This is a genomic window from Rhizobium sp. CFBP 13726 (assembly GCF_014841925.1).
GTDB lineage: Bacteria > Pseudomonadota > Alphaproteobacteria > Rhizobiales > Rhizobiaceae > Neorhizobium > Neorhizobium soli.
Window position 1 is genome coordinate 120,651 of sequence record NZ_JACYUU010000003.1, and the last position, 14,201, is coordinate 134,851.

Annotated in this window: 15 protein-coding genes; 2 read left to right on the forward strand and 13 right to left on the reverse strand. The window is 61.7% G+C overall.

The window, feature by feature from the left end; all coding sequences use genetic code 11:
• Window positions 1-73 precede the first annotated feature (73 nt).
• Genes IFT66_RS14545 through phnG form a run of 7 tightly spaced genes read right to left on the reverse strand, consistent with a single transcriptional unit; the run spans window position 74 to window position 5,261 of the window.
• Window positions 74-691 (reverse strand): DapH/DapD/GlmU-related protein, encoded by a 618-nt coding sequence (locus tag IFT66_RS14545; RefSeq protein ID WP_192078054.1) that lies wholly within the window; start codon window positions 689-691, stop codon window positions 74-76.
• Complete coding sequence (phnL, locus tag IFT66_RS14550; RefSeq protein WP_062578631.1) at window positions 688-1,398, reverse strand: phosphonate C-P lyase system protein PhnL; 711 nt, start codon at window positions 1,396-1,398, stop codon at window positions 688-690. Before phnL ends, IFT66_RS14545 begins: the two co-directional genes overlap by 4 nt.
• Window positions 1,399-1,407: 9 nt before the next feature.
• Window positions 1,408-2,184, reverse strand: coding sequence for a phosphonate C-P lyase system protein PhnK (gene phnK / locus IFT66_RS14555; protein ID WP_062578633.1), 777 nt, complete (start codon window positions 2,182-2,184; stop codon window positions 1,408-1,410).
• Window positions 2,181-3,065: an alpha-D-ribose 1-methylphosphonate 5-phosphate C-P-lyase PhnJ gene (locus tag IFT66_RS14560; protein ID WP_113109309.1), complete on the reverse strand. Its 885-nt coding sequence runs from the start codon at window positions 3,063-3,065 to the stop codon at window positions 2,181-2,183. The genes phnK and IFT66_RS14560 overlap by 4 nt, the downstream gene beginning before the upstream one ends.
• Window positions 3,062-4,168 carry a carbon-phosphorus lyase complex subunit PhnI gene (locus IFT66_RS14565; protein ID WP_192078055.1) on the reverse strand — a complete coding sequence of 369 codons (1,107 nt, stop codon included), beginning with the start codon at window positions 4,166-4,168 and terminating at the stop codon, window positions 3,062-3,064. The genes IFT66_RS14560 and IFT66_RS14565 overlap by 4 nt, the downstream gene beginning before the upstream one ends.
• A 20-nt stretch (window positions 4,169-4,188) precedes the next feature.
• Window positions 4,189-4,788, reverse strand: coding sequence for a phosphonate C-P lyase system protein PhnH (gene phnH, locus IFT66_RS14570; RefSeq protein ID WP_192078056.1), 600 nt, complete (start codon window positions 4,786-4,788; stop codon window positions 4,189-4,191).
• The gene (phnG, locus tag IFT66_RS14575; RefSeq protein ID WP_192078057.1) at window positions 4,788-5,261 is read right to left on the reverse strand and encodes a phosphonate C-P lyase system protein PhnG; all 474 of its coding nucleotides are present in this window, start codon (window positions 5,259-5,261) and stop codon (window positions 4,788-4,790) included. Before phnG ends, phnH begins: the two co-directional genes overlap by 1 nt.
• A gap of 98 nt (window positions 5,262-5,359) precedes the next feature.
• On the opposite strand from phnG, the gene phnF reads away from it, so the two are divergent.
• Window positions 5,360-6,085, forward strand: coding sequence for a phosphonate metabolism transcriptional regulator PhnF (phnF, locus tag IFT66_RS14580; protein WP_446737908.1), 726 nt, complete (start codon window positions 5,360-5,362; stop codon window positions 6,083-6,085).
• 64 nt (window positions 6,086-6,149) lie between these two features.
• Here the strand turns inward: phnF and IFT66_RS14585 are convergent, their stop codons facing one another.
• From IFT66_RS14585 to mepA, 6 genes are all read right to left on the reverse strand, one after another.
• Window positions 6,150-6,785, reverse strand: coding sequence for a 2,3-bisphosphoglycerate-dependent phosphoglycerate mutase (locus tag IFT66_RS14585; RefSeq protein WP_192078058.1), 636 nt, complete (start codon window positions 6,783-6,785; stop codon window positions 6,150-6,152).
• Window positions 6,786-6,807: 22 nt separating this feature from the next.
• Entirely contained in the window at window positions 6,808-7,626 is an 819-nt protein-coding gene (dapB, locus tag IFT66_RS14590) for a 4-hydroxy-tetrahydrodipicolinate reductase (RefSeq protein ID WP_192078059.1), read from the reverse strand.
• Window positions 7,627-7,649: 23 nt separating this feature from the next.
• Window positions 7,650-9,437 carry an ABC transporter ATP-binding protein gene (locus IFT66_RS14595; protein WP_092663929.1) on the reverse strand — a complete coding sequence of 596 codons (1,788 nt, stop codon included), beginning with the start codon at window positions 9,435-9,437 and terminating at the stop codon, window positions 7,650-7,652.
• Window positions 9,438-9,571: 134 nt separating this feature from the next.
• On the reverse strand, window positions 9,572-10,591 hold the full coding sequence (locus IFT66_RS14600; protein ID WP_192078060.1) for a glucokinase: 1,020 nt from the start codon (window positions 10,589-10,591) through the stop codon (window positions 9,572-9,574).
• Between the two features lie 16 nt (window positions 10,592-10,607).
• Window positions 10,608-10,982 carry a methylglyoxal synthase gene (locus tag IFT66_RS14605; RefSeq protein WP_092663925.1) on the reverse strand — a complete coding sequence of 125 codons (375 nt, stop codon included), beginning with the start codon at window positions 10,980-10,982 and terminating at the stop codon, window positions 10,608-10,610.
• Window positions 10,983-11,083: 101 nt separating this feature from the next.
• The gene (gene mepA / locus IFT66_RS14610; RefSeq protein ID WP_192078061.1) at window positions 11,084-12,160 is read right to left on the reverse strand and encodes a penicillin-insensitive murein endopeptidase; all 1,077 of its coding nucleotides are present in this window, start codon (window positions 12,158-12,160) and stop codon (window positions 11,084-11,086) included.
• Between the two features lie 177 nt (window positions 12,161-12,337).
• Between mepA and IFT66_RS14615 the strand changes: the two genes are divergently transcribed.
• Entirely contained in the window at window positions 12,338-14,179 is a 1,842-nt protein-coding gene (locus tag IFT66_RS14615; RefSeq protein ID WP_192078062.1) for an extracellular solute-binding protein, read from the forward strand.
• The last annotated feature ends 22 nt before the right edge of the window (window positions 14,180-14,201 follow it).

Consider the following 14,201-nt stretch of genomic DNA (forward strand, 5'->3'; position numbering starts at 1 on the left):
GACTTGGTTGATGAACCCTGAATGTCGGTTTTATGTAGGTTTTGTTACATCTTTGCGCGGCTTGAATGCTTTGCTAAGCCGCATATTTGGCAAGAAAGTCCTCAGCCGAAAGCGCCCGGAAATCGTCGAGTGCGGTGCGCAGCTTGAGGTGATCCCAGTCCCACCACGCCAGCCGGTCCATGCCGTCGCCGACCTCCCTCGTGAACCGCTCCCGGATGAGCTTGGCCGGCACGCCGCCGACGATCGTGTAGGGGGCGACATCCTTTGACACCACGGCTCCGGCGCCGATCACCGCGCCGTTGCCGACCGTCACGCCCGGCAGCAAGGTGGCACCGTGGCCGATCCAGACGTCATGGCCGATCGTCACCCGGTTGTCGCGTCGCCACTCGAAGAAGTCCGTCTCGTCTTCCGCGTCGTCCCAGTAGTTGGCGGCACGATAGGTGAAGTGATGCAGCGTGGCGCGCCATGTCGGATGGTTAGTCGCATTGATGCGCACGGAAGCGGCCATGTTGACGAATTTGCCGATCGTCGCGCACCAGATGGAGCCGTCCTGCATGATGTACGAGTAGTCGCCGATCTCTGCTTCGTCGATGCGGCAGCGCTCGGAAATTTCCGTATAGCGACCGATCGTCGAATTGCTGACGCTCGCCGTCGCGTGGATGACGGGGTTGATACCGACCTTGGCACTCATGCGGCAACTGCCTTTCGTGGTGAAAACGCGCTGACATCGAGAATACGGTCCGCAACGGCCTCGCGCACTTCCTCGTCATGGAAGATGCCGAGCATGGCAACGCCTTCGGCTTTCTTGGCAGCGATCATCTCGATCACCACACGCCGGTTGGTCGCATCGAGAGATGCGGTCGGCTCGTCGAGAAGTAGAATGCGGTGGTTGGTGATGAAGCCGCGGGCAATGTTGACGCGCTGCTGCTCGCCGCCGGAAAAGGTGGCGGGAGGCAGCGACCAGAGTTCGCGCGGAAGGTTCAGCCTGGCGAGCAGTTCGACCGCCCTGTCCTTGGCTTCCGCCGCGTCGATACCGCGGGCAACGAGCGGCTCAGCGACCACGTCGACGGCAGCGACTCTCGGCACGGTGCGCAGGAACTGGCTGACGTAACCCATCGTATGCCGGCGAACCTCGATGATCGTGCGCGGATCGGCTGCCGCGATATCGACGATCTTCTCGCGGTGGTTCACCAGGATCTGGCCTGCATCGACGGCATAGTTGCCGTAAAGCATTTTCAGGATGGAGCTCTTGCCGATCCCCGAGGGGCCGCCGAGCACGACGCATTCGCTGCCGGCCACGGAAAAGCTGACGTCGTTGACGACCGGCAGCTTGATGCCGTCGCGCAGGTGCATGATGAAGCTTTTGGAGACTTCCGAGACGACGAGTGGAGTGGCCATCGGTCTGTCCTATACCTGGAGAATCGAGGAAACGAGCAACTGCGTGTAGGGCTCGCGCGGGTCGTCGAGGACACGGTCGGTGAGCCCCTGTTCGATCACATGACCGTCCTTCATCACCATCATCCGGTGCGAAAGAAGCCGGGCGACGGCAAGGTCATGGGTGACAACGATGGCCGAGAGACCGAGATCGTTGACAAGCCCGCGCACAAGGTCGAGCAGTCTTGCCTGCACCGAGACGTCGAGACCGCCGGTCGGTTCGTCCATGAACACGAGGCGCGGACCCGTGACGAGATTGCGGGCGATCTGCAGACGCTGGCGCATGCCGCCGGAAAAGGCGCGCGGCTGGTCGTCGATGCGGTCTGCGGAAATTTCCACGCGTCCCAGCCAATCGGTCGCCGTCTCGCGGATCTTGCCGTAATGCCGGTCACCGACCGCCATCAGCCGTTCGCCGACATTGGCGCCTGCCGATACCGTCATGCGCAAACCGTCGGCCGGGTTCTGGTGCACGAACCCCCAGTCGGTGCGCATCAGGAACCGCCGTTCGGCCTCGCTCATGTGATAGAGATCGCGGAAGTTGCCGTCGCGCATCCGGTATTCGACGCTGCCGGCGCTCGGCATCAGCCGGGTCGACAGGCAGTTGAGAAGCGTCGTTTTGCCCGAACCGGATTCGCCGACGATGGCCAGCACCTCGCCCGGCCACAGATCGAAACTGACATCCTGGCAACCGATCCGGCTGCCATAGAATTTCGAAACGCCGCTGACTTTGAGAAGGGGATTGTCGCTCATTCCGCAGCCTCCTTGTTGGGGGCGAGCATCTCGCCGACATGGCCGTGTTCGCGTCGGTCTTCGCAATGGTCCGTGTCCGAGCAGACGAACATCCGTCCGCCCTGGTCGTCGAGCACCACTTCGTCGAGATAAACGCCGTGTGCGCCGCAGAGTGCGCAATCCTGCTCGAATGTCTGGATCTCGAACGGGTGGTCCTCGAAATCCAGACTGACCACTTCGGTATGCGGCGGAACCGCGTAGATCCGCTTTTCACGTCCGGCGCCGAACAGCTGCAGCGCATCGGACATGTGCATTTTCGGATTGTCGAATTTCGGGGTCGGCGAGGGGTCCATCACATAGCGACCGTCGACCTTGACCGGATAGGCATAGGTCTTGGAGATGCGGCCGTTATGGGCAATGTCCTCGTATAGCTTCACATGCATCAGGCCGTATTCTTCGAGCGCATGCATTTTCCGGGTCTCGGTCTCGCGCGGCTCTAGGAAGCGCAGCGGTTCCGGGATCGGCACCTGATAGACCAGCACCTGGCCTTCGGTCAGCTTCTGCTCGGGAATGCGGTGGCGCGTCTGGATGATCGTCGCGTCCTTCGTGTGGGTGGTGACAGCGACATTGGCGACCTTCTGGAAGAAGGCACGGATGGAGACCGCATTGGTCGTGTCATCGGCACCCTGGTCGATGACCTTCAGCACATCGTCCGGACCGATGATCGCGGCCGTCACCTGCACGCCGCCGGTACCCCAGCCATAGGGCATCGGCATTTCGCGCGAAGCAAACGGTACCTGATAGCCGGGTATAGCGATCGCTTTCAGGATCGCGCGGCGGATCATCCGCTTCGTCTGTTCGTCCAGATAGGCGAAATTGTAGGTGGCGAGATCGGCACTCATTCGGCAGCATCCTTCATCTCGGTATCGGCATGGCGAGCGGCCTCAATCTCGGCGCGCATCTTGCGCACCATGGCAAGCTCCGCCTGGAAGTCGACGTAATGGGGCAGTTTCAGGTGTTCGACGAAGCCCGTCGCCTGCACGTTGTCGGAATGCGAAATGACGAATTCCTCGTCCTGCGCCGGCGCCGTGATGTCCTCGCCAAGCTCTTCCGCACGAAGGGCGCGATCCACCAGCGACATCGACATCGCCTTGCGCTCGCTCTGCCCGAACACCAGCCCGTAGCCGCGGGTAAACTGAGGCGGTGCTATGGAGGAGCCCTTGAACTGGTTGATCATCTGGCACTCGGTCAGCTGAATGCGTCCGAGCGAGACCGGGAAGCCGAGTTCCGGCATGTCCATTTCCACCTCCACCTCGCCGATCCGGATTTCGCCGACGAATGGATGGTTGCGGCCATAGCCCCGCTGCGTCGAGTAGCCGAGCGCCAGCAGAAAGCCCTCGTCGCCGCGGGCCAGAGCCTGAAGCCTGAGATCACGGCCCATGGGGAATTCCAGCGGCTCGCGGGTCAGGTCTCCTGCCGCGTGGTCATCGGGCAGGTCGCCATCCGGCTCGATCAGCCCCTCGTGTGCGAGGATGTCGGAAACGCGCATGATCTCCTCGCCGGACGGCTCCCTGCGTGCAGGATCGGCGATCGCCTCATCTGTCAGCAGCGAGGGATCGAGAAGACGATGGGTGTAATCGAAGGTGGGACCAAGCAGCTGGCCGCCCGGCAAATCCTTGTAGGTCGCCGAGACGCGCCGCTCGACCTTCATGGCTGCGGTATCGACCGGAACGGAAGAACCGAAGCGGGGCAGCGTGGTGCGGTAGGCCCGAAGCAAAAAGATCGCCTCGATCAGGTCGCCACGTGACTGGCGCACCGCAAGTGCGGCTAGCGACCGATCATAGAGCGAGGCTTCCGCCATCACCCGATCGACGGCAAGACCAAGCTGTTCGGCGATCTGCTCGATCGTGAGTGCGGGAAGCGCCCGGTCGCCGCGACGGCGGTCGGCAAGCAATGCGTGAGCGTTGGTAATGGCGGCCTCGCCACCCTTGACTGCAACATACATGGGGTTTGATCTCCTTCGGCTCAGCCGGCAATCCGGGTGGTGCGCGGCAGGCACAGGAACTGCGCTCCGGCGGTGAGGATGACGTCGACTCCGCGGGGAAAGAGCGCCCTGTTGTCGTCCCAGAGCCTCCCGAACATATCCGGCAGTCCCGAGACTGCGACCGTCCTGGTGCCGAGGATCCCCGGTCCGGTCAGGCTCAGTTCTTCGCCGCCGCCAAGAGCTGAGACCTCGATGATCAGCGTCGTGGATCGGTCAGGGTATTCCTGGGTGCCGGCGGCAAACAGGCCGAGGGAAGAGGGCGCTGTCCCGGCTTCGATGAAGGCGAAGCTGCTCTGCGCCTTTTCGCGGGTGATCGGTGCACCCGTATGAAAGCCGATCCATTCCGGCATCGCAGACTTTGCAAGACCGGCACTCAGCCAGACGGGGGTATCGTGATCGCAGAGCGTCAGAGCAATCGCGCCGGCCGCATTGCCGAGCGGTTCCGGCTGGCCGGCCTGAAGAACGGTGTCATAGATCGTTCCGGGCCGCGCCATTCCGTCCATCAGCGTTTTGAAGACAGTCTGGGACTGGAAGACCGGATCGGTGAACCCACCGGCGAGGGCTTGTGCATGAACGGCCATCAATCGTCTCCCCGTACCATTGTGAAGAAGTCGACGCGGGTCGCCGAGGTCTCTTCGGCTTTCTGTCTGTCGTCAGTGGCGATGCGGCTTTCGGTCGGTGAAAGAAGCGCCGTTTCGACGAAGTCGCGGGTCTCTGCTTCCTGCCACAGCGCATGGAAGATCGCAGACAGCCGCGCCTTCTCCTTGTCGGTGCCGAGCGCCTGGGCATGGCCCGCCGTGCCGGAGGCAAGAAGGATCGTTGCGCGGGTGACTGTTGCTTCACCCAGATTGAAGGGCGAACCGCCGCCACCGATCCGGCCGCGAACCATCACCAGACCGGTTTCCGGTCCACGCACCGGCTTGACGGTTGGCTTTTCGGATAGCCCGTTCCACGCGGCCTTCAGTTCGTCGCACGAAGTCTGCGCCAGAAGTTCGATGCAGCGGCGCCGCTGTTCCGGTTCCGCCAGCGCCTTGTGATTTCCCGCAAGATCCATCGGTCATCTCCTAAATGTCTATTTATATAGACAACCATACAAATTACATGTACCAATAAAGGTGGCGTATAACAAGCGTGTGACAGGGGTACCGACTGGTGATTGTTCAGAGGCAGAGCGGCGTCGCGTTGTGGCGGCAGATAGCCGACCGTATCCGCACGGCGATCGCGAACGGCGATTACGACGCGACCGGCAAGGTGCCGCCGGAGATTTCGCTGGCGGCGGAATTCGGCGTCAACCGCCATACGGTCAGAAGCGCGCTGGCAGCGCTGGCGCAGGAAGGCATCGTGCGGGCTGTTCAGGGCCGGGGAACGCTGATCGAGCGAAAGGAGCGGCTGAATTTCCCGATTTCCAGGCGCACCCGGTTCAGCGAGGGCATCGGCGATCAGGCCAAGGAAAAGGAAGGTCTGCTGCTGGCGGCATCCGAGGAACCGGCGACATCGGATCTGGCGTCGCGACTGCAGCTACCTGTCGGTGCTGCCGTGATCCGGCTTGAAACCTTGCGCAAAGCGGATCGCCGTCCGGTCTCACGGGCAACCGCCTGGTTCCCGGCCGAACGCTTTGCAGGGATCGCAGATGCATATCGCGACAGCGGCTCCATCACGGCGGCCTTCGCGGCGCTCGGCCTGACCGACTATCTCCGCGTCTCGACCGAAGTCACGGCGGTGCACGCAGACAGCGGCGATCTTGCGGATCTGGAATTGTCGCCGGGTGCGATCATGCTGGTAACGCGTGCGTTGAACGCAGATCCGGATGGCGTGCCCGTGCAATATGCAATCAGCCGCTTCCCGGCCGACATGGTGCAGTTCACGATCGAGAACTGACAAATGCAAACGCCGGCCCGCATTGTCCATGCGAGCCGGCGCGATCTTGAAGACTTGGCGCGTATTAATGCGCGGCGGACATGTCGCCCAGAACCTTTTTCGACGCGACGGTCGAATCCGCGTTCAGCAAGTAGACCATCGGCACGCCGGTCGCGAGGTTGAGCTTGAGGATCTCTTCCTTGCTGAGACGGTCGAGAACCATCACCAGCGAGCGCAGCGAATTGCCGTGGGCGGCAACGAGAACCTTCTCGCCGCGCAGCACGCGCGGCAGGATCTCGGTCATGAAATAGGGCCATACGCGGGCACCGGTGTCGCGCAGGCTCTCGCCGCCCGGTGGCGGGATGTCGTAGGACCGGCGCCAGATATGGACCTGTTCCTCGCCCCATTTCGCCCGCGCGTCGTCCTTGTTGAGGCCGGAGAGATCGCCGTAGTCGCGCTCGTTCAGGGCCTGGTCGCGGATGGTTTCAAGGTCGGTCTGGCCGAGCTTGTCGAGCACGATCTTCAGCGTATCCTGCGCGCGCTTGAGGTCGGAGGTGAAGGCGATATCGAACTTGATGCCGGTATCGGCAAGCGCCTGGCCGCCGGTCTCGGCTTCCTGAATTCCGAGCGGGGTAAGCTCCGGATCCTTCCAGCCGGTGAAAAGGTTCTTCAGGTTCCAGTCGCTCTGGCCGTGGCGAACGAGGACGAGTGTACCGCTCATGAATTGAATTCCTCCGATAGTGTCAAGAAAGCCCGAGTACGTCGAGCATGGAATAGAAACCCGGCTTTTCGTTGCGCGCCCAGACGGCCGCAGCAACCGCGCCGCGGGCAAAGATCGAGCGGTCGCGGGCACTGTGCGACAGCGTCACCAGCTCGCCTTCGCCGGCGAGGATGACCGAATGATCGCCGACAACGGAGCCGCCGCGAAGCGTCGCAAAGCCGATCGTGCCGGCAGGGCGAGGGCCGGTATGGCCGTCGCGCACCCGAACCGACTGCGTGGCAAGATCGATGCCACGACCAGTAGCCGCGGCTTCGCCAAGCAGCAACGCGGTGCCGGATGGCGCATCCACCTTGTGCTTGTGGTGCATCTCGACGATTTCGATATCCCAACCGATAGCCGGAAGCGCTTTCGCTGCATCCCTGGTCAGAACGCCGAGCAGGTTGACGCCGAGGCTCATATTCCCGGATTTGACGACCCGTGCATGCCGGGCGGCAGCCTCGATTTTTTCCTCGTGCTCCGGTCCGCAGCCGGTCGTGCCGATCACATGCACGATGCGCGCCTGTGCGGCGAGCCCGGCAAACGTCACGCTTGCGTCAGGTGCCGTGAAATCCAGAACGCCATCGGCGTCGAGAAACGCCTTCAGGGGATCGGTGGTAACGGTAACGCCAAGCGGCCCGGTTCCGGCAAGATCACCGGCATCCTTGCCGACGAAAGCTGAGCCTTCCCGTTCGATTGCGGCATGAAGCGTGACGCCGTCGGTCTCGTGGATGATCCGGATCAGGGCCTGGCCCATACGGCCTGCCGCGCCAACCACTACAAGCTTCATGTCGTTTGCGGCCATGGGCGACGGGTTTCCTAGAGAGTTTACGAAAAATCTTTGACGGGCAGTTGCAGGTTGTTGAGGCGAGCGTAGAGCCCGTCCTTGCGCTGCGCAAGAACCTCATGCGTGCCTTCTTCCATCACCCGGCCTTCGTGCATCACGATGATCTTGTCGGCCTTGACGACGGTCGAAAGCCGATGCGCGATGACGATGACGGTGCGTCCGCGCATGGCGGTATCGAGCGCCTTCTGAACGGCGGCCTCGGACTCGTTGTCGAGCGCAGACGTCGCTTCGTCGAGCAGCAGGATCGGCGCATTCCGCACCAGTGCGCGGGCAATCGAAAGCCGCTGCCGCTGGCCGCCGGAGAGGCTCATGCCGTTTTCGCCGACAGGCGTTTCATAACCGAGCGGCTGCGCCAGGATAAAGTCGTGGGCATAGGCAAGTCTTGCTGCCTCTTCCACTTCTGCATCCGTCGCTTCCGGCCGGCCGTAGCGGATGTTGTCGCGGATCGTGCCTTCGAACAGGTAGGGCTGCTGCGAGACATAGGCGAGCTGATGGCGCAGCGACGACTTGGTGACCTCGGCAATGTTTTGCCCGTCGATCAGGATGGCACCTTCCGCGGGGTCGTAGAAACGTGGAATGAGGCTGATGATCGTCGATTTTCCGGCGCCGGATGGACCGACCAGCGCCGTCGTCTGGCCACCTTCGGCCACAAGATCGACACCGCGCAGAATCGGGCTGCCGGTCCCATAGGAGAACACGACGTTCTTCAGTTCGACGCGCGCCTTGTCGACGACGAGGTCCTTGGCACCGGCCATTTCCCGCTGTGCCGGCTGCATATCGAGAAGGGCATAAATCATCTGCGCGTTGACGACGGCACGGTCGAGCTGCACCTGAAGCTTGGCCAGCCGTCGTGCCGGGTCATAGGCCATCAGCAGCGCGGTGACGAAGGCAAAGAAAGCGCCGGGCGGCACGTTGTCATAGATCGAGCGGAACGCCGCATAGGCCAGCACGCTGGAGATCGCAAAGCCGGCAAAGGTTTCCGTCAGCGGCGACGTGCGCTCCGACAGACGGGCGATACGGTTGGCGCGGCCTTCTGCCGCTTTGATGATCCGGCTCACCTTGCTGTCGAGTTCGCCTTCCATCGTGAAAGCTTTGACCACGGCAATGCCCTGGATGGTTTCCTGCATGGCGCCAAGCACGCGGCTGTTCTGTTCAACAGCCTCTCTTGTGGCGGCGCGAAGGCGCTTGGAAACATAGCGCAGCGCATAAAGAAGCGGCGGTGCGACGGCAAAGACGATGAGCGACAGGACCCAGTCCTTCGTCACCATCACCCCGATCAGCGCGACCAGCGTCAGGAGATCGCGCGCCGTGGAGGTGACCGTCAGGTTGAGGACGTCACGAACGCCGTTGATGTTCTGGCTGATCTGGGCTGCAAGATGGGCGGATCGGGCTTCGGCAAAGAAGCCGACCGACAGCGACATCAGGTGCGAGTAGATCCGGCGCTGATAGCGGGCGACGATATTGTTGCCGATCTTCGACAGCGTCACGGCCTGGCCGTAGGTGGCAAAGCCGCGCAGCACGAAGGCGGCAAGGATCGATCCGCAGATCAGCCAGACGATATCCGCCCGCTTGTTTGCGAACGCCTCGTTGACGACCTTTTCCATGATCCACGCCGTGAAGGCTGTCGAAAGGGCGACCATGACAAGGCAGGATATTGCAAACGCGTAGGATCGCACGTGATCCCGGCCATTCTCGGCGATCACCCGCTTGAGCACGCTCACGATGGTGACGGAATCCACGTGGCGCTTCTTGTCTTTTGCGGCGTTCAATAGGGCGTTCCCGTTTCGGCGTCATGCCGGAGTATATTTCCGAAGGCGCTATTAAACGCTTGGGCAGGCTTTTGCCAGCCAATCGCGGGTGATTCCATCGCGCTGTTGCATTCGGGCACGTCGGCCCGGCGCAACTACCGCTGCCAGCAACGGCCTTCCAGCGCAATTCCGTAGGTCGCAGGCGAGCGCGCAAAGCTGGCGAGACCGGCAAGGGCCGCCTGCGGATGCGTGACGACGAAGGTCGGAATGGTCTTCATCAGCTCGTTGTGCGGCGCCTTGTCTTCGAACTCTTCACGAAACTCGGGTTTCTTCAATGCATCAAGGATCCGCGGCGAGATGCCGCCACCGAGGAAGACGCCGCCGCGTGCCATGAAGATGAGCGCGAGGTCACCGGCAAGGCGACCGAGATAGCGGACGAAAAGCTCAATCGTTTCCGCCGCCTGCGGGTTTTCGCCGGAAAGTCCCTGTTCGGTCACTTCGGGCGGAGCGTCCAGGCTCGGGGCAATGCCATCGGCAGCACAAACGGCGTTGTAGATGTTGAGAAGACCGCGGCCGGAAATGATTTCTTCGGCCGACACCCGGCCGTCGATGCGACGCAGATGCGGGAAGATCTCGAAATCCCGCTTCGAACGCGGACCGATATCCACATGCCCACCTTCGCCGGGAACCGGGAACCAGGTGTTACGGGCATGGACAAGCCCTGCAACGCCGAGACCTGTCCCGGGACCCAAGACAACGCGCGAAGCCTCGGTCGCTTCGGCGATCGGACCGATCGGCTGGCGGTCGGCTGCAGTGAGCGAAGCGACAGCCAGTGCCTGCGCCTCGAAATCGTTGAGCACCAGAACCGTATCGAAGCCGAGTTCCCCGATCATCTTCTTCGGACGCACGACCCATTCGCAGTTGGTGAGGTCGATCTCGTCACCATCGATCGGGCCGGCGACCGCAAGGATCGCGCTGCGTGGCTTGTGCACGGAGTTCTTCAAGACGACATCGGCGATCGCATCGTCGATCGTTTCATAGTCTGCCGTCTGCACATGCGGGAACTGATCCGGCGCACTCGTTGCATCAACGAGGATGGAGAAGCGGGCATTGGTGCCGCCGATATCGCCGATCAGGATCGGGAAGGCGAATGTGTGCGGTTGCACTTCAGCCATGGCGAATTCTCTCCTCCTACTGGAAATCAACAAGCTTTTCGGCCGTGGCGCGGTTGAGCGCCATCGGAATATCGTAGACGGTCGCAAGCCGGGTCAACGCCTTGACGTCGACGTCATGGGGAAGGGCACTCAGCGGATCGATGAAGAAGATCAGCATGCCCACTTCGCCGGTGGCGATCATCGCGCCGATCTGCTGGTCCCCGCCAAGCGGCCCGCTTTTCAGGCGGGTGACATCGAGATTGGGAGCGGCTTCAAGAACGCGGCCACCGGTCGTGCCGGTCGCGACGATACGGAAGCGGGACAGCGCCGCCTGATGCCGGCGCGCAAATTCCGCCATCTCGTCCTTCTTCAGGTCGTGGGCAATAAGCGCAATGCAGGGAAGCGTCGACATGGAATTCCTCTGCAAAGCCGTCGATCGGATTGCTGGCGATTGATGCTGGCCTTCTAGCCTGCCTCCGGCGGGAAGAAAAGATGGTCCCGACGGAATCCCGGTCAGCGGGAAGGGCGCGGGCTCGGCAGCGGAACGTCGGAGCCCGGGCCGGGCATCTCGCCGTCCGTCATCGTATCCAGACTGCTGGCCGCGGCAGGAAGCGGTACCGATGGCGAGTAGGCCATCCCGCCGCCACCCTGGCCACCACCCTGGAAAGTCGCGTCCTGCTCGGAGCGGGAGGGGGCGCTAAGAACCGCAGCGCAGGCCTTGGGAAGGTTGGACAGCATGACCTGGCGCGGCTTTACCGGCTTCTTGTTCGGATCCGCAGGCTTCGGCGGCGCCCAAGGCTCCTTGGTAAACCACCAGGCGAGCGCCTTGCTGTTGCAGTCGTCGGTGGAAGGCGTCGATGCCTGGCGTTCGCAGCCGGCAGCGCCCGGCGGGCAGTTCATGCGGATATGAAAGTGTTCGTCATGGCCGTAAACCGGCCGCACCTTGCCAAGCAGGCTCCGGTCGCCGGTCCAGGTCTCGCACAGCTTCTTCTTGATTGCCGGATTGACGAAAACGCGCTGCACCTGCGGATAGCTGGCAGCCTGCATCACCAGACGGGCATGGGTGGGACTCCAGCGGCGGCTGTCGACCGTGAGGAACTTGCTCTTGTCGAGCATCGAGGTGAACGGAATGTCTTCGCGCTGCGCCGGCGAAAGTGGCCGCTGCGGCTTCGGCGTGAACCAGATGTCGGCATCGAGCCCGATCTGGTGCGAGGCATGGCCGCTTGGCATCGGGCCGCCGCGCGGCATCGAGATGTCACCCACCAGAATGCCCGTACCCCAGCCGAGACCGGCCGCATCGCGTGAGAACTGTTCCAGCAGGGAGATCATCGCCGGATTGCCCCAGCGGCGATTGCGCGAAAGGCGCATCGCCTGCCAGGTCGGCCCGTCCGTCGGCAGGGCCACGGCGCCGGACTGGCAGCCCTTGGCATAAAAGCCGAGCGGTTCGGCATCGCCTCGGTTGGGCAGTTTCACGGATCCGAACAGCTGTTTTGCAGTCTTTTCTTCCTGGGCGAACGTCGGTTCGGAAATCGCGCCGCAAAACAAAGCGGCAGCAGCCAGGCCCAGAATGGTCTTAGAAATCGGTCTCATGCACATCCGCCGCAAATCAAATCAGTCCTTCTTCTACCGTGGAATGCGATTTTGTTGAAATGTAGATCGCATCCGCTGCCGGATTTCGCGGATAAATCGCTTGTGACAGCGGCTGCCTGTCTTTTGCTGTTATTTGCCCTATGCTTCACTGCAACACGAATGACAAAGGGATGTTGCATGGGCTTGGCTTGGTGGAAGATGGGTTTTGTAACCGTGGCAGCCGTCGCGGTCATTGGCACATCCGTTGCGGCACAGGATGCAGGCACCAGATGGCGGCATGGGATCGCCGTCATCGGCGATCTTGCTCTGCCCCCAGATTTCAAGCAACTGCCCTATGTGGATCTCAACGCTCCGAAGGCAGGCGAACTGCGTCTGGCGGATGAGGGGACGTTCGACAACCTCAACCCGGCGATAGACCGCGGAGCTTCCGCAGCCGGTGTCGGTATGATTTACGACACGCTGATGAAACGGTCCGAGGACGAGGTCTTCAGCACCTATGGTCTCCTGGCCGAAGCGGTGTCTTATCCGGAGAACATGTCGACTGCTACGTTCAGGCTGCGAGCGGAAGCGACATGGGCTGACGGTCAGCCGGTCACGCCGGAGGACGTTATCTTCAGCATGGCGAAGCTCAAGGAGCTGAGTGCCATGTATTCCGGCTATTATCGCCATGTCGCAAGCGTCGAGAAGACCGGCGACCGCGAAGTAACCTTCCGGTTTGACCAGGAAAACAATCGCGAGCTGCCATCTATCGTCGGTGACTTCCCCATCCTCCCGAAACATTGGTGGGAAGGCAAGGATGCGGCCGGCAAGCAACGCGACATTTCCCGCACGACGCTTGAGCCCACGATGGCGTCCGGGCCCTACAAGATCGCTTCGGTGCAGCCCGGATCCGCCATCCGCTTCGAACTGCGCGACGACTACTGGGGTAAAGACCTGCCCATCAACCTCGGCCAGAATAATTTCAGGACCGTCAGCTACACCTATTTCTCCGATGCCGATGTCGAGTTCGAGGCTTTCCGAGCCGGCACGATCGATTACCGGCAGGAAAACAGTTCCAGCCGGTGGGTCACCCGCTATGATTTCGACGCTGTGAAGGACGGGCGCATCAAAAAGGAAGCGCTCGCCAATCCATTCAGGGCAAGCGGCATCATGCAGGCGCTCGTGCCGAATGGCCGGCGCGATATGTTCAAGGACGCGAGGGTCCGTGAGGCACTGAATTACGCGCTCGATTTTGAAGATTTGAACAAGAACCTCGCCTTTGGTGGTCTCAAGCGTGTCGATAGTTTCTTCTGGGGAACCGAACTTGCTTCGTCCGGTCTGCCGCAGGGACGCGAGCTTGAGATCCTGAACGAAGTGAAGGACCAGGTTCCCCCATCGGTCTTCACCACCCCGTTTACAAATCCGGTCGGTGGCGACCCCAACAAGGTTCGTGACAATCTGCGCAACGCAATCAGCCTTTTCAAAGAGGCGGGCTGGGAGTTGAAAGGCAACCGGATGGTCAATGCCAAAACCGGACAGCCGATGAGTTTCGAGATCCTGCTCGGCAGCGCCTCGCTGGAGCGTACCGTCAATCCCTTTGTGGCAAGTCTGAAAAAGATCGGGGTGGAGGCACGGCTTCGCACCGTTGATTCCTCGCAGTATATCAATCGAACCCGCAGCTTCGATTATGACATGATCTGGAACGTATGGGGACAATCGATGAACCCCGGCAACGAACAGGCGGATTACTGGGGATCGGAGTCGGTCGATCGCAATGGATCGCGCAACTTTGCCGGCATCGCCGATCCGGCGGTTGATACCCTGATCAAGAAAATAGTCTTCGCGCCGAACCGGGACGACCAGATTGCCGCAGTCAAGGCGATGGATCGCGTGTTGCTGGCAAAACGTTACGTGGTTCCACTCTTCTACTCCGGCGAAGCAAAGATCGCCTACTGGAACCGGATCACCCATCCTGCAAAGCTGCCGGAATATGGTATCGGCTTCCCCTCGTCATGGTCGTCGACCGCGGCCAAGAAATGATCATAGAAACTGACGGGCTTGC